The organism is Caenimonas koreensis DSM 17982, from assembly GCF_009646335.1.
GTDB lineage: Bacteria > Pseudomonadota > Gammaproteobacteria > Burkholderiales > Burkholderiaceae_C > Ramlibacter > Ramlibacter koreensis.
On record NZ_WJBU01000025.1, the window covers coordinates 27,745 to 52,552 of the forward strand.

A 24,808-nucleotide genomic window follows, 5' to 3' on the forward strand; every position below is an offset into this window, starting at 1 on the left:
TTATTTTTAGCAAGCGGATGCTTGGTGAAAATAATTGCAGCTCAGCCAGTGGATTTCCGTCATGGCTGAGCAGCACAGCGCGCGCATCGCTGCCTATACTCATTCGCAATGAGGTTGCGCGCGACATTTCAACTGGCAGTGGTCACAGTGCTGGCCTTCTTGCTGGGCGCTGCCGCGGCGTGGGCGCAGTCGCAGGCGGCGACTGAAAGCGCGCTCAAGGCTGCATTCATCTTCAAGTTCGCATCGTTTGTCGAATGGCCAGCGGGCACGTTCACCCGTGTTGACCAGCCGCTGGTCATGGCGGTGTCCGGCGACGCAGCCGTCGCTGACGACCTGGAGCAGCAACTCGTCGGGCGCAGCATCGATGGCCACCCGGCCATCGTCAAACGCATCGTTGACAACGCAGTTCCCGTGGGGGCGCACATCGTGTTTTTTGGCGCTCGCCGCGACGCACGGCTGCGCGAGGCGATCGAGGCCACGCTCGGCCCGGTGCTGATCGTGACGGAGCAGGCCAATGCGCACGCATGGGGCAGCATCCTCAACTTTTCGATGGAGGGCGCGCGCGTGCGGTTTTCGGCGTCGCCCGCTGCGGCTGAAGCGCGCGGCCTGCGGCTCAGTGCAAGGCTGCTGTCGGTCGCGCACAGCATCGAGGGGCGCAGCAAATGATCTTCATGCCGGCGCTGCGATCGATACGCCAGAAGCTCAACATCATCCTGGTCTCGACCACGTTGTTGGCCCTGACCATCGCCGCCGTTGCACTGGTCGGCGTCGATCTGCGCTCGCAGATGAGCGCCATCGAAACCGACATGCAGACGCAGGCCGACATCATTGGCCTGGTGAGTGCCCCGGCGCTGGCATTCGACGACGTGAATGTGGCGGCAGAAAACCTGCGCGTGCTGCGTGCCAAGGGCAACGTCTCGGCCGCTGCGCTCTATGACCAGCACGGCAAGCTCTTCGCCTCGTTCCAGGCGTCCGCCACCGAGCCGGTCGCCATTGCGCCCACTGCGCGACCCGCCGGCGTCGTCTTCGACCGTGAGTCGATCCGCGTGTGGCGGCCCATCGCGACCAGCGCCGAAACCATCGGCGTGGTGTACCTGCAGGCGCGGCACGAGCTGCTTAACCGCGCGCTCGACTTCCTGGGCCTGCTCACCGTGATCATGACCACGGCCCTCGGCGGCGCCCTGGTGTGGTCCAACCGCATGCAGCGCATGGTGACGCAGCCTATCCACGAGATTGCCGAGGTGGCCCGCAGCATCCAGCGTGAGCAGAACTTCGAGCTGCGCGCACCGCGAACCACCAACGACGAAATCGGTGAGCTGGCCGATGTGTTCAATGCGATGCTGGGTGAGCTGGGCCATCGCGCCGCCACGCTCGAGCAGGCGATCCGCGCGCTGCGCGCGAGCGATGAACGCTACCAGCTGGCCGTGCGCGGCTCGAGCGCGGGCCTGTGGGACTGGGACATTGCCGCCGGCACCATGTTCTATTCGCCGCGCTTCAAGGCGTTGCTGGGCTACACCGATGAGGAATTCCCCGACGTCCCCTCGTCACTGGCCAACATCGTTCACGAAGACGATCGCCAGGCCATGCACGACTTGCTGCGCGCGCACCTGGGTGAAGACGCGCCCTATTCGGGCGAGTGCCGCCTGCGCCTGAAGTCGGGTGAGTACCGCTGGTTCCTGATCACCGGCATGGCCAAGCGTGAGCCTAATGGCCGCGCCTTCCGCATGGCCGGCTCCATCATCGACGTGACGGAGCGCAAGCGCGCCGAGCAAGTGCTGATGGAATCGAACCGGGCCAAAGACGAATTCATTGCCACGCTCGCTCACGAGTTGCGCAACCCGCTGGCGCCCATCCGCACCGGCCTGGACATCCTCAAGAAGGATGCTGCCAACGGCCCACCTTCGCAGCGCGCACGCGACACGATGGAGCGGCAGCTCGCGCACATGATTCGCCTGATCGACGACCTGCTCGACATCTCGCGCATCAACAGCGGCAAGATCCGCCTGGAGAAGACGCGAACGCGCCTGTCCAGTGCCATCGAAAGCGCAGTGGAGATCAGCCGCCCGGCCATGCAGGCGCGCGGCCACCAGCTGAAACTGGCCCTGCCCGATTCGCCCATTGAGCTGATGGCTGACCCCACCCGCCTTGCACAGGCGCTTGGCAACTTGCTGAACAACGCCGCCAAATACACGCCGGCGGGTGGGCACATCTCGATGCGCGCCCGCCAGGAAGCCGGCATGGCTGTCGTTGAGGTGACCGACGATGGCGTGGGCATCGCGCCCGACATGCTCGAGAAAATTTTCACCCTGTTCACACAGGTGGGCCGCACACTCGACCACGCGCAGGGCGGCCTGGGCATCGGCCTGTACCTCGTTCGAAGCCTGGTCACCATGCATGGCGGCACCGTCACCGCGGCCAGCGCCGGCACAGGCCAGGGCAGCACCTTCACAGTCCGTATTCCGTGCCTGCTCCAGCCGGCACCCACACCTGCACCACAAGAGGAATCCATGGAACAACCCAACGACCCTGGCCTGAAGGTGCTGGTGGTGGACGACAACGTCGATGCCGCGGAAACGCTGGCCACCGTGCTCGACATGACGGGCAGGCGCACGCGCGTTGTCCACGATGGCCTGTCGGTGCTCGAGGCCGCGCGGCAGTTCCAGCCTGACGTGGTGCTGCTCGACATCGGCCTGCCCGGCATGTCGGGCTACGAAGTGGCAAAGCAGCTTCGGGCCGACCCGGGTTTCTCGCGCACGGTGCTGATCGCGATCACGGGCTGGGGAGCGGAGGAAGACCGGCGGCGCACGAAAGAAGCGGGGTTCGACGATCACCTGACCAAGCCGGTGGACCTGGGCGCGATCGATGCGTTGCTGGCGCGGCTCACCGCTGGCGCCTGAAGGCGCGGGCGGGCGAGAGATCAGTCGGCGACGAACCGCTGCTTGAACCTCACCGCATCTGCCTCCAGCTCGTACGTCACGAGCTGGCCGTTCTTGCGGTCTGCCAGCCGGTGCGCGGCAAACAGGCTCCACTTGCCCTTGGGGTCGTAGCTGGGCGGGTCGATCAGAGTGTATGCATGCGGCACGAACACTTCGTGCTCGAAGATCGTGCGCTCGCGGTTGCGCGGCGACGGGAACAGCTTGTAGGTGCCGGTGTTGATGGTGGCTTCTGGCATGGCTTGACTGTACGCCGCTTGCCGTCACACTCCGGCCGATGAGCCAACGGATCAAGACAACATTTCTCGTGCTTGCAGGCATCGCTGCATTGCTTGCCATTGCCACTTGGGCGACGTTCCAGCTGCCGGTATTCGGCGCGGGCCCCGGCGCCGCGTTGATGGAGCGCATGCGCGCGTCAAAGCAGTTCCACGGCGGGCGCTTCGAGAACACGCCGCCTTATGTGAGCGATTTGTCCTGGTCTGGCGAATTGAAGTCGTGGCTGGGCGATGAGGTGCGTGAGCCGACGTTTGAAGTGCCCGTAGAACGGCTGGCACGTAACGCGCTCGCCCGCCCTGTTGCACCTGGCCTTCGCGCGCGTTGGCTGGGCCACGCCAGCGTGCTGGTCGAAGTGGACGGGGTGCGCATCCTCACAGACCCTGTGCTGTCGCAACGCGTCTCGCCTTTCCAGTTCGTCGGCCCTGCGCGCCTGCACGCCGCGCCTATTGGGCTTGAAGACCTGAAAAACATCGACGCCGTCGTGATCTCGCACGACCACTTCGATCATCTCGACATGGCCACCGTGCAAGCGCTCGGGCGTGGCGGCACGCACTTCTACGTCGGGCTGGGCATTGGCGCGCATATCGAAAGCTGGGGCGTGCCGGCTGCGCAAGTGCACGACATGGACTGGTGGGAGAGTGCACAAGTCGGCAACGTCACCTTTCATTGCGCGCCAGCGCGCCACTACTCGGGCCGCAAGAGCATGGACAACTCCACGCTGTGGTCGTCATGGATGATCAAGGGGCCGAATCATTCGGTGTACTTCAGCGGCGACACAGGCTATGCGGGCCACTTCAAGCAAGTGCGCGAACGCCTGGGTGCGCCCGAGCTTGCGATGATCAAGGTCGGCGCCTATGGCGATACATGGGAGACGATTCACATGACCCCCGAGTCCGCGGTGCAAGCGCACCGGGACCTGGGTGCGGGCACGCTGCTGCCGGTGCACTGGGGCACGTTCAACCTCGCGTATCACGCATGGGCCGAGCCCATGGTTCGCAGCGTTGCCGCGGCGAAAGCGCAAGGCGTGCAGATCGTGACGCCGCGACCGGGCGAGAACGTGGAAGTCGGCGTGCCTTTCGTGAATCGCGCGTGGTATGTCAAGGGCTAGGATCTAGCTCACGTTAGGACCACAGGGCGTGCGTCATCAGGTAAACGCCCGCCACCAGTGACAGCGCCCCGACCACCCATGCCACGCGCTCACCCTGCGGCGCCAGCCGCTCTGCCGTGATGGCCGCGCCAACGACGGCCATGGCGCGCCAGTCCATCACGCCCACCACCAGCAGGATCGCCGTCAGCCCCGCGCAGGCGCGCGTGCATCGGCCACCAAGCCGCATGCCGTGGCGCAGGGCGGCAAGGCAGCGCCACGTCGATGTGCCTTGCGGCACGTCGCACGTCGTTGGCCTGCACCCTGCAAGCTCGCGCGACTTGGCTGCGGTGAACTGGTAGCCGCCTGCGAGCAGCACGACAGCCGCGAACCAGACGGGCGCGGCGCGCGCCAGTGCCGGGAACTGCATGGCGGCCTCCACCAGCGCAGCGACCAGCACAAAGATGCCCGCGCCCGTCGCAACACAAACACCAAAGTAGCCCGCCGCCATCATTGCAACGAGCGCGCCCGCACACCGCTGGCCACGATCGCGCCACGCCTGGCGCGCGCGCCACAGCACGGGCGCAATCGACGGCAGCATCATCACCACCATCATCGCGCTCCACATGCCGATGAAGCACGCCGCCGTATCCGCCCAGCCCTGGCCGCACACCGGCGTCCACATCGTGGACACCAGCCAGCCGCCGGGCATGGGGATTTCGCCGTGATCAGGCACAGCACGCACCCGCCTTGGGTGCCTGCGCTGCGTACTCGTCGTGGCGGCGCCACCAGATGCCCTGCTCATTGCGGCCCTTGGGCGCGCGGTCCAGCCACTGGTACGAACCCCACAAACCATCGAGCCCGCGTGAGTAGGTGGAGTACGAGTGATAGACCACGCCGTTCTCCATCACGAACGCGCTCATGCCGGGGCGCTCGCGCGTGTAGGTCGCCACATCGGTGCCGGTCGTCGCGGCAATCAAGGCGACGGGGCCTTCGCCATCTTTGGTCATCGCGTCGCCGATGCCATTGAGCGTCCACGCGGGCTCGCGCCGGTAGTTGTATTCCACCGTGCCGTCGAGCTGCTGCTTTTCAGTCAGCGACGCATTGAAGTCGTAGTTGAACGCACTGCCTGCCGACGAGGCCCACGGAAACGTCCTGCCCATGCGCTGGCGATAGGCGTGCAGCTTGGCCACTGGCGCGCTCGACACGACGCTCAGCTGCACATCATGGTTGGCCAGGTGCACGGCAAAGCCATCGAACCCATCGGCAATCATCGAACACGACGGGCAGCCCGCCGTGTAGTCAGGCCCGAACATGAAGTGATAGACCAGCAATTGCGAGCGGCCCTGGAACAAGTCCGCGAGTGTTGCCATGCCTGCGCCTGTGTCGAAGCGGTAGTCCTTGTCTACACGCACCCACGGCAGTTGCTGGCGTTGCAAGGCGAGTGCATCGCTGCGGCGGGTGAGTTCCTTTTCGGCGGCCAGCAGTTCAAGCCGCGCGGCCATCCATTCATCGCGCGTCGCTGTCTTGTGAGAGGCTGTGTCCAGTGTCGTCATCGCATGTCCTTCAAAGGGTTGTTGAATCGAATCGCGGACTTATAGTAAGAATGAACATGCGAAGGATGAGAGTGACAAGTGTGTCGGGATTGCGATGGATTCGCTGATATCTGCGGCGGCGCGCGCGCTCGCAGCGGGCGATGTTTTTGGTGCGCTCAACCGCGTGGCCTTGCGCAACGACGCGCCTGCCCTGGCGCTGCGTGGCATTGCAATGGCGAGGCTGGGCGACCTGGCTCGCGCGCGTGCATTGCTCAGGGCTGCGGGGCGCGCGTTCGGGCCGCGTGAAGCGCTCTCGCGTGCGCGATGCGTTGTTGCAGAAGCAGAGATCGCACTCGTCTCGCGCGACCTCGCATGGCCCACGAAAGATCTCGACGCGGCGCGCAGCACACTGCAAGCGCATGGGGACGACGCCAACGCAGCGCATGCAGGGCACCTGCAAGCGCGTCGCTACTTGCTCGTCGGCCAGCTTGACGCCGCGCAGCGCACGCTCGATCAACTGGACCCAACGCTGCTTGCTCCAGCAGCGCGTGCCGCACACGCGCTTGTCATCGCGGGCCTGGCGGTCAGGCGCTTGCAAATGAAGGTTGCGCGTGCAGCATTGCAGGACGCGGCACGCGAAGCGCAAGGCGCTGGCATCGCCGCGCTCGTCGCCGAGGTGCAGGCCGCAGCGGCAGACATCGACGCGCCCGCCGCACGCTGCAACACACACGGCTCGTCGCAGCTGTTGTCGCTCGATGAGGTCGAGGCACTGCTCGCCTCGCGCAGCTTCGTGATCGACGCATGCCGCCACGCCGTGCGGCAAGCGGGCGTTGCCATTCCACTGGCCAGCCGCCCCGTGTTGTTCGCGCTGGTGCGGGCGCTCGGCGATACGTGGCCCGGCGATGCATCGCGCGAGGTGCTGGTTGCACGCGCATTTCGCGGCAGGCAGGCAGACGAGTCGTACCGGGCGCGATTGCGCGTGGAGATGGGGCGCCTTCGTACGCTGCTCAAGCCGCTGGCGGGCGTGATCGCAACCAGGAACGGTTTTGCACTGCAGCCGCATCGCGCCAGGGAAGTTGTCCTGCTCGCGCCACCGTCTGACGACGAGCATGGCGACGTGCTCGCGCTGCTGGTCGACGGCCAGTCATGGTCGAGCTCTGCGCTGGCGCTGGCGCTCGGTGCCAGCCAGCGCACGGTGCAGCGCGCACTCGAGACGCTGGCGGCGGCTGGCAAGGTGCGCCCAGTCGGCCTTGCTCGCTCACGCCGCTGGATGACGACGCAAACGGTGCCCGGATTCACGACATCACTGTTACTCCCAGCTTCGATGCCAGCCGACTAGGATCACGCCATGAAACGAAAAGCAGCTGAAATCGTGCGCGAGTACGGCCCCTTCGAAGGCGCGGCCAAAGTCAACGGCGTGACCTTCGATGGCAAACAAGTGTGGTTCGCGTCGGGCGACAAGCTCAACGCGTTCGACCCCGCGAGCGGCAAGGCCGTTCGCTCGATCGACGCCGTGGCTGCGCATGCAGGCACCGCGTTCGACGGCAAGCACATCTACCAGATCGCGGAGGACAAGATCCAGAAGATCGACCCGGCCGATGGCAAGGTGCTTGCCACGATCCCCGCGCCCGGCGGTGGCGGCGACTCGGGCATGGCATGGGCTGAAGGCTCGCTTTGGGTGGGCAACCATCGCGACCGCAAGATTCACCAGATCGACCCCGCCAGCGGCAAGGTGCTGAGCACGATTGAAAGCAACCGCCTCGTCACCGGCGTGAGCTGGGTCGACAACGAACTCTGGCACGGCACGTGGGAGGGCGACAAGAGCGAGCTGCGCCGCATCGACCCGCGCACGGGTGACGTGCTGGAGCAGCTCGACATGCCCGAAGGCGTTGGCGTGTCGGGCCTGGAATCAGACGGTGCTGGCCTGTTCTATTGCGGTGGCGGCAGCAGTGGCACGGTGCGCGCGGTGCGCAGGCCTGCGCGGGCCAAGACTGCTGCCTGAGCTGCTCGCGCGGCGGGTGCCAGGTGGCATGCCACCTGGCAATACGCAGGTCGGGCAAATGGCGGAAAATGCCCTTCCATGACCTACCCCAACACCCAACTCTTCATCAACGGCGAATGGCAGGACGCTGCCAGCGGCAAGACGCTCGCTGTGTTCAACCCCGCCACTGGCGCCGAAATCGGCCGTGTGGCGCACGCGTCGATTGCTGACCTGGACCGCGCGCTCGCCGCTGCGCAAAAGGGTTTCGAGAAGTGGCGCGACATGCCTGCCATCGAGCGCAACAAGATCATGCGCAAGGCTGCGGCCCTGATGCGCGAGCGCGCTGGCGATATCGCGCTGCTGCTCACGCAAGAGCAAGGCAAGCCGCTCGCCGAAGCCAAGGGTGAAGCAATGGCCGCAGCGGACATCATCGAGTGGTTCGCCGATGAAGGCCAGCGCGTGTATGGCCGCATCGTGCCGCCGCGCTTTGCGCTCACCACGCGGCAGATGGTGTTGAAAGACCCTGTTGGCCCGGTCGCTGCGTTCACGCCATGGAATTTCCCGATCAACCAGGTCGTGCGCAAGATGGCGGCTGCGCTGGCCACGGGCTGCTCGATGATCGTGAAGGCACCCGAAGAAACGCCTGCAGCGCCCGCACAGCTCATCCGCGCTTTCGCCGATGCAGGCATTCCCGCTGGCGTGCTCGGCCTGGTGTACGGCAACCCCGCCGAGATTTCCAATTACCTGATTCCGCATCCGACGATCCGCAAGATCACGTTCACAGGCTCTACGCCCGTGGGCAAGCAGCTCGCCGCGCTGGCGGGCCAGCACATGAAGCGCGTGACGATGGAACTCGGTGGCCATGCCCCCGTCATCGTGTGTGAAGACGCCGACATTGCACTGGCCGTCAAATCAGCCGGCGCAGCGAAGTTCCGCAACGCGGGCCAGGTCTGCATTTCGCCCACGCGCTTTCTCGTGCATGAGAGCATCAAGAACGAATTTGCCACGGCCCTCACGCAGTACGCGCACGGCCTGAAGGTTGGCGATGGCGCGGCGGAGGGCACGACGATGGGCCCGCTGGCCAATCCGCGCCGCGTGACGGCGATGGCCGAGTTCACGCAGGACGCCGTCAAGTCGGGCGCAACCGTCGCGCTCGGTGGTGAGCGCATCGGCAGCACGGGCAACTTCTGGCAGCCGACGATCCTGACCGATGTGCCGCTGGGTGCAAAGGTGTTCAACGACGAGCCCTTCGGCCCGATGGCGGCGATCCGCGGCTTCAACACGCTCGACGAAGCCATCGCCGAAGCCAACCGCCTGCCGTATGGCCTGGCGAGTTATGCCTTCACGCGGTCCCTCAAGAACGCCGACCTGATTACGCGCCGGCTCGAAGTGGGCATGCTGTGGGTGAACATGCCGGCGCTGCCGAATGCAGAGATGCCGTTTGGCGGCGTGAAGGATTCGGGCTATGGCTCCGAGGGCGGGCCGGAGGCGATGGAGGCGTACCTGAATACGCGTTCGATCGCGATCAGCAACGTCTGAATTTTCCAGGCGGCGCCGCGGCTGCTCGCGCATGAAGGCGCAGGGCGGCCGGCATCGCGCTGGCTTCGCGCCCTAGTCCTACACCCGGCGCGGCAACCCGCCCCTAAATTGGGCGCATAACCATGAACGACAAACTCAACGCTGCCTGGGTGTGGAGTCGCGCCTTTCTCGCGCGCGAGGGGCAGGCCATTCGCCGCCACCCTTTCATCACCGCAGCGTTCCTGCCGTTCTTCGGCCTGCTGTATTTGCTGGTGCTGATCCCGCTCACGCCCAGCATCGACGACATCAAGAAGGCACGGGTGGCAGCACCGACCGTCGTGATGTCGTCCGACGGGCAGGTGCTCGCCGAGTTCAAGCGCGTCAATCGCGAACGCGTCACGCTGGACGCCATCTCACCGAACGTGATCGCCGCCCTGCTGGCCACGGAAGACCACCGCTTCTTCGAGCACCACGGCCTCGACCTGCGCCGCACGGCGTCCGCCTTGCTGCGCACGCTGCGCGGCGATACGCAGGGCGGCTCGACCATCACGCAGCAGCTCGCCCGCAACCTGTTCCCCGAAGAAGTCGGCCGGGCGCAGACGATCAACCGCAAGCTCAAAGAAGCCATCACGGCCGCGAAGATCGAGTCGGTGTACAGCAAGAACGACATTCTTGAGATGTACCTGAACACCGTGCCGTTCCTCTACAACGCCTACGGCATCGAAGTCGCGGCGCAGACCTACTTCGACAAGTCGGCCAGCGAGCTCGACGTGCTGCAAAGCGCAACGCTGATCGGCATGCTCAAGGGCACGGCTTACTACAACCCGGTGATCAACCCGGAGCGCTCGGTAAGCAGGCGCAATACCGTGCTCGCGCAGATGGTGAAGTACGACAAACTCAAGCAGGCCGACTATGAGGCGCTCAAGACCAGGCCGCTCGGGCTGGAGTTCGAGCGCAAGGAAGAAGACCTGGGCTCCGCGCCCCACGTCGCGTCGCAACTCAAGCGCTGGCTCATCTCGTGGGCAGACCGCAAGGGCTACAACATTTACGGCGACGGCCTGGTGATCCAGACCACCATCGACTCGCGGTTACAGACATTTGCCGTCGATGCACTGCAGCGCCAGGCCGACAAGCTGCAGGTATTTGCCGACAATGCCTGGGCCAGGCGCATGGGCGCAAACAAGCCGCTGCTGCAGACATTCATTCGCGAGTCGGGGCCGTATCGCGCGGCACGCGAGGCGGGCATGGACGACGCGCAGGCGCTTGCAAAAGTGCAGGCCGACACCGACTTCGTGCAGGCGATGTGGAAAGACAAGACCACATTGCAGGCGTCGTTCCTCGCGATGGACCCGACCGACAGCCAGGTGCGCGCGTGGGTGGGCAGCCGGGACTTCCGCCAGGACCAGTTCGACCACGTGCAGCAGGCACGACGACAGCCCGGCTCGACGTTCAAGCCCTTTGTTTACGGCGCCGCATTCGAGCAGGGCATCAGCCCCATGCAGACGTTCCTCGACGCTCCGGTGGATATTCGCATCGACGCGAAAACCGTCTGGCGGCCCGGCGACGTGCACGAGTCGAGCGGCGAGCAGACAACCCTGCGTGACGCGCTGGTGAAGTCCAAGAACACCGTCACGGCGCAACTGATGATGCAGGTGGGCCCCGCGCAAGTGGCCAAGGTCGCCCGGGACATGGGTGTGCGCGAAAGCAAACTGGACGCCGTGCCTGCGCTTGCACTGGGCACGAGCCCCGTCACGCTCAAGGAGATGGTGAGCGCTTACGGCACGATCGCGAACAACGGCTCGTACCGCGAACCGATCCTGATCCTTCGCGTGGAGGACAGCAAGGGGACCGTGCTGGAAGAGTTTCACCAGAAACCACCGGAGCAGGGCCTGCAAACCGCCGCGGCGCAGACGCTGCTCGATGTAATGCGCGGCGTAATCGACAGGGGCACGGGCGCCGGCATTCGCTCGCGCTTTGGCTTGCAGGGCGACCTGGCAGGCAAGACAGGCACGACGCAGGACAACACGGATGGCTGGTTCATCCTCATGCATCCGCGGCTGGTGTCCGGCGCATGGGTCGGCTTCAACGACAACCGCATCACCATGGGCGACTCATGGGGGCAAGGCGCGCACAACGCGCTGAACATCGTGGGCGACTTCTTCCAGCAGACGGTCAAGGCCAAACTGGTCGACACCAAGGCAGCCTTCGCCGCGCCCAAGGACGCTGGCGCGCTCGACAAAGTCAACGACTGGCTCAACAGCGTGTTCAATGCACAGCCAGCCGAGCAGGAGCCGCAGCCCATGGTCACGGCCGATTCGCCGCAGATCATCACGATCTACCAGAATGAACAGGGCGCGGTCACGCAGCGCCAGACGCCTGTGGCAGCAGAGCCACCGCAGGAGAGCCCGCTGATCAGGGTGCCTGATTACGTGCGCCCCCCGGAGTTGCCGCGACCTCAGGATGCGCGTTCGCCGGAGATCGTCCGCCTTCCAGAGAGCCTGCGCCCGCCCCCTGGCCCGCCCCCCGTGTCTTACGGGCCTGCACTCAGCGCGCCCGGCTCCTACGGTGAGCAGAGGTAAAGCCGGGACCTATCGCGCATGGGCGCCATGCAAAATCAGTTCAGCTGTCACCAGACACTCGTCGAACGACCGCTCGAACTGCAGGCGATCAATCTGCGCAAATTCTTCTTGTGCATAGACTGCGTTCTGCTTCAACCGCGAGATAAACGTGCTCGCGTGCTTCGCAAAGAACGGGGCCGCATGCTCTATCGCCTGCGGGTCTGCATGGGCCACCGCACATAGATCAAACAGGTCCCGCGCCTTCGCCATGTCCCCACGATGAAACATCTTCTTGGCGATGATTTCAGCGTTGGTCTCCACACGAACCAGCCGCCCCTTGTGGATCACTTCTTCCCACGGGTCTTGCGTCAACGGCTCGCCCACCACGATATCGATCTCGCCCGCGGGTAGCTGGAGCTTGATGTATTCCGCCGCTTCCACATAGTCGTGAGTGAGCGACTCAGCCGGGTCTGACAGGCGCGGGTTCACATAGCCCAGATATTGCGGGTCAGGCACGAACAGGTCGATGTCCTTGCTTTGCCGGTGATTCAGCCTGAGCATCAGCACGGTGCCGCCGCCAAATGACCACACCGGCTTGTTGATGACGCGCTCCAGGTGATCCGTCAGCGTCAATGCCGCATCGAACAGCGACTGCCACGCACCCGGACGGCGCCAATTCAGCTTGTTCAATTCCATATCCCACGTTGGACCTTCAACACGGATGCCAGGGTGCGCATGACCTGCCACGTCTTGCGCCGGTCAACGTCATGCTTGTTCTCGATTTCGACTGCGACTTCTGCCAGCACACCTGTCGGGGCCTCTTCGAGCACCGCGCGCAACTGCGGCAGGTAGCCGGGCGGGACAACGCCGTGAAGCAAGGCGTCTTCGAGCGAGTCAACGGGAAGTTTCTTGCCGTAGCTGACAGCTGCGGTGCGTGCCGCCAACTCAAGTGCCCGACCTTCTTTTGACGCGCGTGGCCTCGTGACGCCAAGGCTGAGACCCAGGGCGTTGGCGAGCTTTTCGGCGCGCAGCAAGCTGAGGTTGTGCAACTTGCCCGTTTCGAGTTCATTGACCGTGGCGCGCGATAGGCCCGACAGCTGCGCCAGTTGCACCTGGCTCAAGCCTATTTCGACACGGCGCTGCTTGGCGGCGGTGGAGAGTTCAGCAAGGATGGGCATGCCAGATTGATGTCGAATATATTTGGCTATTATAAGTCAAATATATTGTGCAACCTGGAATATGACGCCCGGCGGGGTCAGGCCGGCTACCCCGCCCGCGCACGCTCCAGCAACAGTTCCCGCTCGCGTGCATTGCCCGCCAGCTGCGCCGCCCGCATGAATTCCGCGCGCGCTTCATCGTGGCGACCCAGCTTGGCGAGCAGGTCGCCACGCACACTCGGCAGCCACTGGTAGTGGCCCAGCGATTTGTCATGCGCCAGCTGGTCGATGATCTCCAGCCCCGCCGCAGGCCCGAATGCCATACCCACGGCCACCGCCCGGTTGAGCTCGATTACCGGCGAAGGCGACACTTGCGCCAATGCGTCGTAGATGGCGGCGATGCGCTTCCAGTCCGTCCCGGCTGCGGTGCTCGCACGGGCGTGGCACGCGGCAATGGCAGCCTGCAAGGCATACGGCCCCAGCGCACCACCGAGCGCTTCGGCACGCTCCAGCGCGATCAGGCCGCGGCGGATCAACAGGCGGTCCCACCGGGCGCGGTCCTGATCCAGCAGAAGCACGGGGCGGCCTTGCGCATCGACGCGGGAATTTGCGCGCGACGCCTGCAGTTCCAGCAGCGCGACGAGCCCATGCACTTCCGATTGCTCGGGCGCCAGCTCAGCCAGCATCCGGGCAAGCCGCAACGCTTCGTCGCACAACGCCGGTCGCATCCAGTCTTCGCCGGCCGTGGCGGTATAGCCTTCGTTGAACACGAGGTAGATCACCTCGAGCACTGAAGCGAGCCGCGCGCGCAACTCGTCGCCGCGCGGCACCGCGAACGGCACATTGGCCTCACTGAGCGTGCGCTTCGCGCGCACGATGCGCTGCGCAATCGTCGGCTCCGGCACCAGGTAGGCGCGGGCGATCTCATGCGTCGTCAAGCCTGCGAGGAGTTTGAGCGTGAGTGCCGCGCGCGCCTGCATCGACAGCACCGGATGACACGCGGTGAACATCAGGCGCAGCACGTCGTCGCCGATTTCGTCAGCCCGCGCCTCGTCGAGTGCGTCGACAAAGTCGGGCGCGACCAGTGCCTCCTGCGCTTGCAGGTCATGCACGATCTGGTCGAGCTTGCCTTCGAGGCTGCGGTCGCGGCGGATGCGGTCGAGCGCCTTGTTCCTGGCCACGCGCATCAGCCACGCGCCGGGATTGGCAGGCACGCCTTCATGGGGCCAATGCTCCAGCGCAGACACCAGCGCATCTTGTGCCAGCTCTTCCGCCAGCCCCACGTCGCGCACCATGCGCGCGACGCCACCCACGATCTTTGCAGACTCAATGCGCCAGACAGCGCTGATCGCGTCGTGGGTGGTTGAATGCATGCGCCTCAGGCTTGCGGTGGGGCGGCGTTCGGATTCATGTAAGCCAGCTCCCAGCCGTGGCCGTCCAGGTCGGTGAAGCCGTGGGCATACATGAAGTCGCCGTGTTCTTGTGGCGCATTGGGCGCGGCGCCCCCAGCGGCCAGCGCCTTCGCCACCAGCGAATCGACTTCAGCGCGGCTCTCGCACGACAGGCACACGAGTACTTCGGTGGTCTTCGTCGCATCGGCCACCGGCTTTTTGGTGAACGTCTGGAAGAACGGCTCGACGAGCAGCATCACGAAGATGTTGTCGCTCACGATCATGCAGGCGCCCTTGTCGTTGGTGAACTGCGGATTAAAGGAAAAACCAAGTGACTTGAAGAACGCCTGTGTGCGTTCCATGTTCTTGATCGGCAGGTTGACGAAGATCTGGCGTGTCATTGAATTCAACTCCTGTGCGGGTGTGTTCTTCAGTCTTTTTTTTCAACGCGGGCGCGCAGCATGGCCAGGCCCGATTCAAATTCGCCGCCCACCATCTTGTCCATGTTCATGAAGAGGCCGACGAGCTTGGTGATGTACGGGCTGGGGCCGTGCAGGGCCCACGTGACTTGCGTTGCATCGCCTTGTGGCACCAGCGTGAATTCGACGATGTTATGTCCTTCGATCGGCTCGAACATGTCGAGCTTGAGCGTGACCCGTGTCGGCTTCGACTCAACAATGGCGATACTGCCTTTGCCTACATCCTTGTTGCCGGCAAAGTGAAATTCGGCCCCTGGCCCGGTGGCTGGCCCCCGATATTCGCCGTGCAGGCCCGGATCTTTGAGCGTGAACGGGTTCCACGTGTTCATCATTCGCAGGTCATTGATCTGCGGGTAGAGCTTGTCGGGCGGCGCCTTGATCAGGGCTGTGCGCTCGACGCGGAACGTGTCGGGCCGAAATGCCGCCAGCACCAGCGGGACGGCAATGATGACAACGATGGTGATGAGGATGGTCTTGAGCATGGCGGCCTCACTCCATGCCCATCTTCCTGAACCGGTCGATCGTTTGCAGCTCGGCGATTTCCTTGAAGTCGTCGAGCTCATAGAACTGCCGCACCTCGATCTCTGCGGACATGCCAGGCCCGACGGGGTTCGGAAAGCGCCGCGACCACTCAAGCGCCTCGGCGCGGTCGCGCACCTGGATCATGGTGTAGCCGGCGATCAGCTCCTTGCTCTCGGTGAAGGGGCCGTCAGTCACGTGGCGCACATCGCCGTCGTAGCGAATGCGCCAGCCCTTGGACGACGGCTGCAGGCCCGAGGCATCGAGCAGCACACCGGCCTTGGCAAGCTCCTCGTGAAAGTCGCCCATCTCCTTGAACATCTGTTCGGAGTGGGGCGGGAACCGGCCGGCTTCTGAATCAGCGGTGGCCTTGACGATGATCATGAACTTCATGCTGCGCTCCTGTGTGTGTGGTGGCTGTACCTACACGACGAATCGCGATGCGCAGAATCGACAAGTGCCGACTACGTATCGATTTACGTAACGGCTGACGCCCGGTTGCTGTGCCGCTCAGATGAAGCAGGGGCCGGTCTCGCGCACCTCGATCGTGGCCCACTGCGCCGCCGGGCACTGCCGAGCCACCTCAAGCGCGTCTTCACGCGTGGGCACATCGACCAGGAAGAATCCACCGACCATTTCCTTGGCCTCGGCGAAAGGGCCGTCGAGCACCTGGGCATGGCCGGCGCGCACCTGTACACGAGTGGCGCGCTGGTCCTGCGACTGCAGCGACTCCACGCCGCGCAGCACCCCGCGCTCTTTCAGCTCGCTTGCGAAGCGCAGCATGCGTTCGTACACGGCTTCGCCTTCTGCCTGCGAGCGCTCCTGGCGCTGGCCGACTGGCTCATGGATGAGGAGCATGTAGGGCATGCCGCGGCCTCAACGCAGCGTCATGCGCTGGAAGAACGAGATGACGCGCACCGTTTCGCCGGGCGTGTCGATCTTCATCGGCCGCTGCTGCTTTTGCAGCTGCTCCTGTGTGATCTGCGCATGCATTTCCATCACGCCGAACTCAGCCACGATGCGCTTGGTGGACACCTGCCCCTTTTGCACCGGATGGTTGGATTCCAGGATGGTCTGCTCCAGCTGGTCAGGCCCGAGCCAGCGGTAGGTGCCGGACGACTTGAACTTCGGACCATTGAGCGACCAGCGGCCATCGCACTCGAAGCGCAGCACGTTCTCGCCGTTGTAGGTGTCTTTGGATATCTGCTTGCCGTTGGCATAACGGCTGAGCTCCACGTGCCGCCATGAGCCGATGAGCCATTGCGCCGTAGTGGTGCGCTGCGCGCTGGCCGCCGGGCATGGAACGGAGGCCGCAGGCGTCGATGCCGGCGCGGCAGCAGGCTGCTGGGCCGCGGCACTGAACCCGGCAGTCACTGCAGCGGCACAAAGAAGGTGTTGAAGCGTTTTCACGCCCTCAGTCTACAAAGAAACCGCCAGCCGCTGCCAGCGCCTGTTCAGACTTTCGAGAAGTCCGGCTTGCGCTTTTCCATGAAGGCGCCGAATGCTTCTCTGGCTGCGGGCTCACCCAGCATGCGGCCAAAGCTCTGCCCTTCATCGGCCATCTGCTGCATCACCAGCTGCGTCTGGCCCTTCTTCATCAGGCGCTTGGTCTCGATCAAGGACGAAAGCGGCTTGGCTGCGAGCTTGCGCGCAATGCTTTGCGCCACGTTGTTCGCCTCCGTCGGCGGCACGACGCGGTTGACAAGGCCCACTTCAAGCGCGGCTTCGGCCATGAACGGCTCGCCCAGCAGCAGCGCCTCGGCAGCGCGGTGGTAGCCGAGCATTTGCGGCACGAGCAGGCTCGACGCCGCTTCGGGGCACAGGCCAAGATTGACGAAGGGCATCGAGAACGCCGCGTTGTCGCCGGCATAGACCAGATCGCAATGGAACAGCATCGTCGTGCCCACGCCCACAGCGGGGCCGCACACGGCTGCCAGCAGCGGCTTGGTGAAGGTGGCGATGCCGCGCAGGAAGCGGAACACCGGCGACTCCATGCCCTGCGGCGGCTTGTTGAGGAAGTCGCCGATGTCGTTGCCGGCGCTGAAAATCGTCTCGTGCCCCTGGAAGACCGCTACGCGGATCGATGCGTCGGCCTCGGCGGTGGCGAGCGCATCGGCCATCGCGCCATACATCGCGGCAGTGATGGAGTTCTTGCGGTCAAGCCGGTTGAGCGTGATGGTCATCACGCCAGCTTCGACGTGGGTAAGGATGTCGGTCATGGTGTCGCTTTCAGCAATGCTTCCTGTACAAAATCGAGTCGGTCCTGGCCCCAGAACATGTCGCCATCAACGAAGAAAGTCGGTGCGCCAAACACGCCACGGGCAACGGCCTCCTGCGTCACGGCTTTGAGGCGCTCTTTGACTTCAGCGTCGGCGGTGAGGGCCAGAAATTGTTGCGTATCGAACCCGGCGGCTTCGAGCACAGCGCCCACCACCGCCGGATCGTTCATGTTGCGCGCCTCCACCCACAGCGCGCGATACATCGCGTTGCCGTAGTCGATGAATTTTTCAGGTTCACGCATCTGCAAGCCCACGGCACCACGCATCAGCATGAGCGTGTTGATCGGGAAGAACGGGTTGTGCACGAAAGGCGCGTTGTAGCGGCGCGCGAAGCGCTGCAGGTCGTCCTGCATGTAGCGGCCCTTGGGCGCGACTTCCATGGGTGACCGGTTGCTCGTTGCCTGGAACACACCCCCCAGCAGCATCGGCCGGTAGTCGATATGCGCGCCGGTCTCGCGCGCGATGGCCGGCATCTGCGTCCACGCCAGGTAGGCGGCGGGGCTGCCGAAGTCGAACCAGAATTCCACCGTCTTGGTCATCAGAATTTCTCCATCCAGGGCCGCATGTCCAGCTCGTGCGTCCACGCGTCGCGCGGCTGCTTGTGCAGCATCCAGTACGCCTCGGCAATGTGGTCGGGGTTGACGATGCCGTCGCGATCTTTCAGCGCATAGCGATCGGGGAAATTGTCGCGGATGAACGCCGTGTCGATCGCGCCGTCGATGATCGTGTGGCACACATGGATGCCGCGCGGGCCCAGCTCGCGCGCCATGCTTTGGGCCAACGCGCGCAGCGCGTGCTTGGCACCTGAGAAGGCGGCAAAATTTGCCGAGCCACGCAGTGATGCGGTGGCACCCGTGAAGATGATCGTGCCGTGCGGTCCCTCGCCCTCACGCGCGACCATGCGCTTGGCCACTTCGCGGCCATTGAGAAAGCCTGCGAAGCAAGCCATCTCCCACACCTTCATGTACCTGCGCGCTGTTTCATCGAGGATGCTCGACGGCACGTTCGCGCCGATGTTGAAGACCATCACCTCGATCGGGCCGATCGTCGTCTCGATGTCGTCCACCAGGCGCACAACCTCCGCTTCGACGCGCGCATCGGACGAGAAGCCGTGCGCCCTGCCGCCATCCGCCTCGATCTGCTCGAGCGTGCTTTTGAGCTTGTCGAGATTGCGGCGGGTTGCGCACACCGTGTAGCCGCCCTTGGCGAATCGCCGCGCGACGGCGCCGCCCGTGGCGTCACCCGCGCCGATAACGAGGCATACCGGCGATCTGTCACTCATGGCTTACTCCTTGTAGTACACGATCTGGTGCGAGGTGGCGAGCAGTTGGCCCTGCTCATTCCACATCTGCGCCGATTGATCGAAGTACCCATTGTGGAACGCTTGCGCCTGCGCCTGGGCCATCAGGTAGCCGGTACCCACAGCCTTGAGTTGCGCATCACCTGCATGGAAGTACACCGTCATCGACACCGTGCCGACTGGCGTGAACTTCGAGCGGCGCAGCCAGATGCGCGGAAAGAACACATCGCACAGCGCCGTGAGCGACGCAAAGTCGAGCGCACGCACGGGCGTGTCGCGCACCCAGACCTGCGTGCGGCTGTGCTCCTGGTCGGCGCCGTCCCATGTCTCGGGAAGGCTGCCTTCCACGCTGCGCACTTCATACCTGTTGAGCCATTCGACGCGGCTGCGGCGGCTCACGACGGGCACGTCTTGCACCGGCGGCACCGCCGGCATCGCATCGCTGCTCGGCGACCAGATTTCGCGGCGCGCAGCGGTGACCGCCGTGCCCGTCATCACAACGCCATCCGCCTGGCGAATCTCCAGCGTCCAGTGCTGTGTGGAGCGATTCGTTCGAGCGGGGCGGGCTTCGACGGTGAACGCGCCATCGGCCAGCGCAGCGGCAAAGTTGACTGTGAGCGAGAGCGGCTCGCCCAGCCGCTTTGGATGCAGCATCACCGCGTTGATCATCTGCGCAGCGGTGATGCCGCCGTAAGGCCCGATCATGTTGGCGTAGGCCGGGCTCGTCGCGCCGGTAAACAGGTTGTCGCCAGCGGGTTGCAGCGCAATCGCCGCGTCGAACGCGTGGCCGCTCATGCAGCAGCAGGCCTTGTTGCCGCAAGCTGCGTGAGCCACTGCGACAGGCGCGGCCACAACTGCGCCTGATGCTCACTGCGAAACGCGCCGAAGTGGCCCAGGCGGCGGATGCCCAGGTCAGCGGGCGCGAGGCTGGTGACTTCACGCGGCGCGTTCTCGTAGAGATTGATCAGGCTGTGCGTGCCGGCCAGCGTCATCAACTCGTCGTCGGTGATCGACAGGGCTTGAACCGGGAATCGCGCATCGGCGTACTGCACACGCACCGCTTCGCCTTCGGCGCCAACGCTGTAGTTCGGGTTGAGGCACCACCTGCGCCACTGCATGATCACGCCCGCTGGCAAGTCGCCAACCTTGCGCAGCTTCTTGCCGGGGAAGTAGCCGCACAAGCGCGTTGCGAGGGGCACCAGGAAGAACCAGAAATACGGGACGATGCGCTTGAGCTGCGGCGCGTTCTGCCGCCAGTAGCCGCTGCCGGCTGCAACGCTGAGCAGGCCGCTGACCTTGTGCTTGTTGGTGAGCATGCCGGGCAGCTGCGCACCCAGGCTGTGGCCCAGCAGGTAGAGCGGGCGGTCGGGCAACGCGGCGTGCGCGTTGTCGATCACGGCTTCGTAGTCGCGCGTCCAGTCGAAGAGATCAGCGTTGAAGCCCTTGAGGCCTGCGCCGCTCGGGCCTGAGTCACCACTGCCGCGATAGTCGAACGTGGTGACGCGCCAGCCTTGCGTGGACAGCCACTGCGCAAACGCCTCGTAGTAATCCTGCCGCACGCCCATGGCGCCGCCGATGACCACACTGCCACGATTGCCATTGGCCGTTTCGAACACGCGGGCCGAGAGGCTCGTTCCGTCCGCAGCCACGATGGTTTGCGCTTTCATCCGGCTCTCCTCGCAAAAAACAGATCAGACGCGCTCGAAGATCCCCGCTGCGCCCTGCCCCATGCCCACGCACATCGTGACCATGCCGTACTTCAGATTCTTGCGCTGCAATGCGTGAATCACTGTCGCCGATCGGATAGCACCCGTCGCGCCAAGCGGATGGCCCAGTGCAATAGCGCCGCCCATCGGGTTGACCTTGCTCGCATCAAGGCCAAGCGTGTTGATCACGGCAAGTGACTGCGCGGCGAATGCTTCGTTGAGCTCGATCCAGTCGATGTCGTTCTGGTTCAGGCCCGCGTAGCGCAACGCTGCCGGAATCGCCTCGATCGGGCCGATGCCCATGATGTGCGGCGGCACGCCACGGCTCGCGTAGCTCACGAAGCGCGCGAGCGGCTTGAGGCCGAAGCGCTTGACGGCGGCTTCACTCGCGAGGATGAGCGCACCTGCGCCATCCGATGTTTGCGAGCTGTTGCCTGCCGTCACTGAGCCACGTGCAGAGAAGACTGTACGCAGTTTGGACAGGCCTTCGACGGTTGTGTCGGGGCGCGCGCCTTCATCGAGGTTCACGGTGCGCGTGTTCACGGTCACTTCAGCCGATTCGAGATTGACGCTGCGCTCGGCCACTTCCACCGGCGTGATTTCACTGGCGAACTCGCCGGCCTTCATTGCGGCAATCGCCTTCATGTGCGACTGGTAGGCAAATTCATCCTGCGCATCGCGAGAGACCTTCCATTGCTGCGCAACCTTCTCGGCCGTCAGGCCCATGCCGTACGCGATGCCGTAGCTTTCGATGTCATCCGGGTTGGTGAAGATCGTGGGCGACAGCGACGGCGAGTTGCCCATCATCGGCACCATCGACATGCTCTCTGTGCCCGCCGCGATCATCACGTCGGCCTCGCCTACGCGAATGCGGTCTGCCGCCATCTGCACTGCAGACAGGCCTGAGGCGCAAAAGCGGTTGACCGTGATACCGCCCACACTCTTGGGCAGGCCTGCGAGCACCGCGCCGATGCGCGCAACGTTCAGGCCCTGCTGCGCTTCAGGAATCGCGCAGCCGCAAATCACGTCTTCGATGGCCTTCGGGTCGAGCCCCGGGACTTGCGCGAGCGCTGCACGCAGGGCCGTGGCGAGCAGGTCGTCAGGGCGCGTGTTGCGGAAGTAGCCGCGATGCGAGCGGCCGATGGGCGTGCGCGTGGCGGCAACGATGTAGGCTTCCTGGACTTGTTTCATGTAAGGCTCCTGAAGTGGCCCTCGCCTGCAGGCGAAGGCTGTTTGACTTAACTCCTTCCCCCTTCGGGGGAAGGTTGGGATGGGGGCATCGCTTTGCTGAGCGCATCGCTAATCACAGTCAACACCCCATCGATATTCCGCAACGGCTGGTCCGTCGCAAATCGCAGCACGACAAACCCATCGCGCCGAAAAAATGCATCCCTGACTTCGTCGTACTCCACACTCTGGTGATGCTGCGACCCGTCAAGCTCCACGATGAGTTTCGGGTCGAGGCATGCGAAGTCGGCAATGTAGTTTCCAACCGGGTGCTGTCGCCTGAACTTCGCGCCCAGTTGCTCCCGACGAAGACGCGACCACAGGCGCCTCTCCGAATCGGTCATGTCCCGACGCAGTTCCCTTGCGAATGTTTGCGCTTTTGGTGTTGGGTAGTTATTCATGCATGCCCCCATCCCGGCCTTCCCCCGGAGGGGGAAGGAGGAAGGCAATCTAGTTGCGTACCGGTTTACCCGTCGACAGCATCCCCATGATCCTCTCCTGCGTCTTCTCATGCGTGAGCAGCGCGCAGAACGCCTGGCGTTCCAGCGTCATCAGGTATTCCTCGGTGACCAATGTGCCGGGATCCACATCGCCACCCGTGACCACATTCGCGATCAGCGATGCGATATGGAAGTCGTGCTGGCTGATGAAGCCGCCGTCGCGCATGTTCACGAGCTGGCCCTGAATCGTCGCCTTGCCACTGCGGCCCGCCACCGGGAACTGCCGCTTGTGCGGCGGGCGGTAGCCGCCTGCGAACATGGCTTTCGCCTCGTTGATGGCAACGTAGAGCAGCTCGTCCTTGTTCGGCACGATGATGTCGCTCCAGAGCAGGTAGCCAAGCTGGCGGGACTCGATCGCACTCGTGCCGACCTTGGCCATCGCCGCGGCGGTGAAGCCTTCAGTGAGGAAGGGCAGCAAGTCCTTGTGCGTCGATTCAGCTTGCCGCTCGGCCGCGCGGCGCGCGATGTACGTCAGGCCACCGGCACCAGGAATCAGGCCGACGCCCACTTCCACCAGGCCGATGTAGCTTTCCATCGCCGCAACCCGGCGCGCAGAGTGAATGGCAATTTCGCAACCACCCCCCAGCGCCATGCCGCGAATCGCAGAGATCACCGGCACGTTCGCGTAGCGCATGCGCAGCATCGTCTGCTGCAAATGGCCTTCTGCTTCGTCGATTGCGCTCACGCCCACGGCGATGAACGCCGGCAGCATGGCCTGCAAATCTGCACCGACGGAGAACGGGTCGTCGCCCGACCAGATCACCACGCCTTGATAGTCCTTCTCGGCCATCTCGACGGCGAGCTGCAAGCCTTCGGCAACTTCAGGGCTGATCGCGTGCATCTTCGTCTTGATGCTGGCGATGACGACTTCATCGTCCATCGTCCACAGGCGAATCGCGTCGTCTTCATGCAGCGTCTTGCCTGCCGTGGCGAACGAAGGCGCGTTGCTGCCGCGCACGGCTTCAGGAAAGTGCTGGCGCGAGTAAACGGGCAGCACGCGCTTGGGCTCGAACTTGCCGTGCGTCGGGTTCCACGAACCTTCAGGTGAGTGCACGCCGCCTGCATCGGCGACCGGGCCCTTGAACACCCACTCGGGCAGCGGCGCGCTCGACAGCGTCTTGCCTGCGGCGATGTCTTCCTGGATCCACTTCGCCACTTGCGCCCAGCCTGCTTCCTGCCACAGCTCGAATGGGCCCTGGCTCATGCCGAAGCCCCAACGCATGGCGAAGTCCACATCGCGCGCCGTGTCGGCAATCGACGCGAGGTGAACAGCGGCGTAGTGAAAACTGTTGCGCAGGATCGCCCACAGGAACTGGCCCTGCGCGCCTTCTGATTCACGCAACAGCTTCAGGCGCTCGCCCGCAGGCTTCTTCAGCATGCGGCCATACACCTCGTCGGCCTTCTCACCGCCGGGCACGTAGTCCTTGCTTGCAAGATCGAAGCGCAGCACATCGCGGCCGACCTTCTTGTAGAAACCAGCCTTCGACTTCTGGCCGAGGTTGCCCATCTCCAGCAGCGTCTTCAGAACTTCCGGCGTGCCGAAGCTCGCGTAGAAGGGATCAGTTTCCGCGTTCAGGTTGTCCTGCAAGGTCTTGACCACATGCGCCATCGTGTCGAGGCCCACCACGTCGGCAGTGCGGAACGTGCCGCTCGATGCGCGGCCCAGCTTCTTGCCGGTGAGGTCATCGACCACGTCGTACGTCAGGCCGAAGTTCTCGACCTCTTTCATCGTGGCCAGCATGCCGGCGATACCAACACGGTTGGCGATGAAGTTCGGCGTGTCTTTTGCGCGCACAACGCCTTTGCCCAGCGCGCTCGTCACGAAGGTTTCGAGGTCGTCGAGGATGTGCGAATCCGTGGTGGGCGTGTTGATCAGCTCGACCAGGTACATGTACCGCGGCGGGTTGAAGAAGTGGATGCCGCAAAAGCGCGGCTTGATTTCTTCAGGCAGCGCTTCGGACAACTTGGTGATCGACAGGCCCGACGTGTTCGACGCGACGATGGCATGCGGCGCAACGAAGGGCGCGATCTTCTTGTAGAGATCGAGCTTCCAGTCCATGCGCTCGGCAATCGCTTCGATGATCAAGTCGCAGTCGCGCAACTGCTCCATGTGCTCTTCGTAGTTGGCCTGGCCGATGAGCGCTGCGTCGTCGGCAACGCCGAGCGGTGAGGGCTTGAGCTTCTTCAAGCCTTCGACCGCCTTGGTGACGATGCCGTTTTTCGGGCCTTCCTTGGCGGGCAGGTCGAACAGCACGACCTGCACCTTCACGTTGACAAGATGCGCAGCGATCTGCGCGCCCATCACACCGGCGCCGAGCACGGCGACTTTCTTGACGTTGAAACGGCTCATGTTCATTCCTTCTCT

General features: G+C 64.3%; 26 protein-coding genes. 7 read left to right on the top strand and 19 right to left on the bottom strand.

Annotated features, from left to right (window positions below):
- Positions 1-108: 108 nt before the first annotated feature.
- Both GHT07_RS19525 and GHT07_RS19530 read left to right on the top strand, forming a co-directional pair.
- Positions 109-666 (top strand): YfiR family protein, encoded by a 558-nt coding sequence (locus GHT07_RS19525; protein ID WP_153586782.1) that lies wholly within the window; start codon positions 109-111, stop codon positions 664-666.
- Positions 663-2,897: an ATP-binding protein gene (locus tag GHT07_RS19530; protein WP_153586783.1), complete on the top strand. Its 2,235-nt coding sequence runs from the start codon at positions 663-665 to the stop codon at positions 2,895-2,897. The genes GHT07_RS19525 and GHT07_RS19530 overlap by 4 nt, the downstream gene beginning before the upstream one ends.
- 20 nt (positions 2,898-2,917) lie before the next feature.
- Here GHT07_RS19530 and GHT07_RS19535 read toward each other — a convergent pair whose 3' ends face one another.
- The gene (locus GHT07_RS19535; protein WP_153586784.1) at positions 2,918-3,172 is read right to left on the bottom strand and encodes a hypothetical protein; all 255 of its coding nucleotides are present in this window, start codon (positions 3,170-3,172) and stop codon (positions 2,918-2,920) included.
- 38 nt (positions 3,173-3,210) lie between these two features.
- Here GHT07_RS19535 and GHT07_RS19540 point away from each other — a divergent pair, with 38 nt between their 5' ends.
- Positions 3,211-4,317, top strand: a complete 1,107-nt coding sequence (locus GHT07_RS19540) for an MBL fold metallo-hydrolase (RefSeq protein ID WP_153586785.1) — start codon at positions 3,211-3,213, stop codon at positions 4,315-4,317.
- 13 nt (positions 4,318-4,330) lie between these two features.
- On the opposite strand, the gene GHT07_RS19545 is transcribed toward GHT07_RS19540, so the two are convergent.
- Positions 4,331-5,029, bottom strand: a complete 699-nt coding sequence (locus GHT07_RS19545; RefSeq protein WP_323741027.1) for a DUF2182 domain-containing protein — start codon at positions 5,027-5,029, stop codon at positions 4,331-4,333.
- Positions 5,022-5,849 carry a DUF899 domain-containing protein gene (locus GHT07_RS19550; protein WP_153586786.1) on the bottom strand — a complete coding sequence of 276 codons (828 nt, stop codon included), beginning with the start codon at positions 5,847-5,849 and terminating at the stop codon, positions 5,022-5,024. The genes GHT07_RS19545 and GHT07_RS19550 overlap by 8 nt, the downstream gene beginning before the upstream one ends.
- 94 nt (positions 5,850-5,943) lie before the next feature.
- On the opposite strand from GHT07_RS19550, the gene GHT07_RS19555 reads away from it, so the two are divergent.
- The 4 genes from GHT07_RS19555 to GHT07_RS19570 all read left to right on the top strand — a co-directional run bounded on the left by GHT07_RS19555 (position 5,944) and on the right by GHT07_RS19570 (position 11,906).
- Positions 5,944-7,167 (top strand): helix-turn-helix domain-containing protein, encoded by a 1,224-nt coding sequence (locus GHT07_RS19555; protein ID WP_153586787.1) that lies wholly within the window; start codon positions 5,944-5,946, stop codon positions 7,165-7,167.
- A gap of 9 nt (positions 7,168-7,176) precedes the next feature.
- Positions 7,177-7,830, top strand: coding sequence for a Vgb family protein (locus GHT07_RS19560; RefSeq protein ID WP_153586788.1), 654 nt, complete (start codon positions 7,177-7,179; stop codon positions 7,828-7,830).
- A gap of 78 nt (positions 7,831-7,908) precedes the next feature.
- Entirely contained in the window at positions 7,909-9,348 is a 1,440-nt protein-coding gene (locus GHT07_RS19565; protein ID WP_153586789.1) for an NAD-dependent succinate-semialdehyde dehydrogenase, read from the top strand.
- A 122-nt stretch (positions 9,349-9,470) separates the two neighbouring features.
- Positions 9,471-11,906 carry a penicillin-binding protein 1A gene (locus GHT07_RS19570; protein WP_153586790.1) on the top strand — a complete coding sequence of 812 codons (2,436 nt, stop codon included), beginning with the start codon at positions 9,471-9,473 and terminating at the stop codon, positions 11,904-11,906.
- Positions 11,907-11,915: 9 nt separating this feature from the next.
- Here the strand turns inward: GHT07_RS19570 and GHT07_RS19575 are convergent, their stop codons facing one another.
- The 16 genes from GHT07_RS19575 to GHT07_RS19650 form a co-directional block, all read right to left on the bottom strand.
- Complete coding sequence (locus GHT07_RS19575; RefSeq protein ID WP_228488452.1) at positions 11,916-12,581, bottom strand: nucleotidyl transferase AbiEii/AbiGii toxin family protein; 666 nt, start codon at positions 12,579-12,581, stop codon at positions 11,916-11,918.
- Positions 12,572-13,063, bottom strand: a complete 492-nt coding sequence (locus GHT07_RS19580) for a helix-turn-helix transcriptional regulator (RefSeq protein WP_153586792.1) — start codon at positions 13,061-13,063, stop codon at positions 12,572-12,574. The genes GHT07_RS19575 and GHT07_RS19580 overlap by 10 nt, the downstream gene beginning before the upstream one ends.
- Before the next feature lie 86 nt (positions 13,064-13,149).
- A complete protein-coding gene (locus tag GHT07_RS19585; RefSeq protein ID WP_153586793.1) occupies positions 13,150-14,415 on the bottom strand; it encodes an RNA polymerase sigma factor in 1,266 nt (421 codons plus the stop codon).
- Positions 14,416-14,420: 5 nt separating this feature from the next.
- Positions 14,421-14,834: a VOC family protein gene (locus GHT07_RS19590; RefSeq protein ID WP_153586794.1), complete on the bottom strand. Its 414-nt coding sequence runs from the start codon at positions 14,832-14,834 to the stop codon at positions 14,421-14,423.
- Between the two features lie 29 nt (positions 14,835-14,863).
- Positions 14,864-15,394: an SRPBCC family protein gene (locus tag GHT07_RS19595; RefSeq protein ID WP_153586795.1), complete on the bottom strand. Its 531-nt coding sequence runs from the start codon at positions 15,392-15,394 to the stop codon at positions 14,864-14,866.
- A gap of 7 nt (positions 15,395-15,401) precedes the next feature.
- Positions 15,402-15,824 carry a YciI family protein gene (locus tag GHT07_RS19600; RefSeq protein WP_153586796.1) on the bottom strand — a complete coding sequence of 141 codons (423 nt, stop codon included), beginning with the start codon at positions 15,822-15,824 and terminating at the stop codon, positions 15,402-15,404.
- A 117-nt stretch (positions 15,825-15,941) separates the two neighbouring features.
- Positions 15,942-16,298 (bottom strand): YciI family protein, encoded by a 357-nt coding sequence (locus GHT07_RS19605; protein ID WP_153586797.1) that lies wholly within the window; start codon positions 16,296-16,298, stop codon positions 15,942-15,944.
- A 9-nt stretch (positions 16,299-16,307) separates the two neighbouring features.
- Positions 16,308-16,841, bottom strand: coding sequence for a hypothetical protein (locus GHT07_RS19610; RefSeq protein ID WP_153586798.1), 534 nt, complete (start codon positions 16,839-16,841; stop codon positions 16,308-16,310).
- A gap of 44 nt (positions 16,842-16,885) precedes the next feature.
- A complete protein-coding gene (locus GHT07_RS19615) occupies positions 16,886-17,650 on the bottom strand; it encodes an enoyl-CoA hydratase (protein WP_153586799.1) in 765 nt (254 codons plus the stop codon).
- Positions 17,647-18,249 (bottom strand): 2-hydroxychromene-2-carboxylate isomerase, encoded by a 603-nt coding sequence (locus tag GHT07_RS19620; RefSeq protein ID WP_153586800.1) that lies wholly within the window; start codon positions 18,247-18,249, stop codon positions 17,647-17,649. The genes GHT07_RS19615 and GHT07_RS19620 overlap by 4 nt, the downstream gene beginning before the upstream one ends.
- Positions 18,249-18,992 (bottom strand): SDR family oxidoreductase, encoded by a 744-nt coding sequence (locus GHT07_RS19625; RefSeq protein WP_153586801.1) that lies wholly within the window; start codon positions 18,990-18,992, stop codon positions 18,249-18,251. Before GHT07_RS19625 ends, GHT07_RS19620 begins: the two co-directional genes overlap by 1 nt.
- Positions 18,993-18,995: 3 nt before the next feature.
- Positions 18,996-19,805, bottom strand: coding sequence for an acyl-CoA thioesterase (locus GHT07_RS19630; protein ID WP_153586802.1), 810 nt, complete (start codon positions 19,803-19,805; stop codon positions 18,996-18,998).
- Entirely contained in the window at positions 19,802-20,677 is an 876-nt protein-coding gene (locus GHT07_RS19635) for an alpha/beta hydrolase family protein (RefSeq protein ID WP_153586803.1), read from the bottom strand. The genes GHT07_RS19630 and GHT07_RS19635 overlap by 4 nt, the downstream gene beginning before the upstream one ends.
- A gap of 24 nt (positions 20,678-20,701) precedes the next feature.
- Complete coding sequence (locus GHT07_RS19640) at positions 20,702-21,907, bottom strand: acetyl-CoA C-acyltransferase (protein ID WP_153586804.1); 1,206 nt, start codon at positions 21,905-21,907, stop codon at positions 20,702-20,704.
- A 47-nt stretch (positions 21,908-21,954) separates the two neighbouring features.
- Entirely contained in the window at positions 21,955-22,344 is a 390-nt protein-coding gene (locus GHT07_RS19645) for an endonuclease domain-containing protein (RefSeq protein WP_153586805.1), read from the bottom strand.
- A gap of 49 nt (positions 22,345-22,393) precedes the next feature.
- The gene (locus GHT07_RS19650; protein ID WP_153586806.1) at positions 22,394-24,793 is read right to left on the bottom strand and encodes a 3-hydroxyacyl-CoA dehydrogenase/enoyl-CoA hydratase family protein; all 2,400 of its coding nucleotides are present in this window, start codon (positions 24,791-24,793) and stop codon (positions 22,394-22,396) included.
- Positions 24,794-24,808 lie beyond the last annotated feature (15 nt).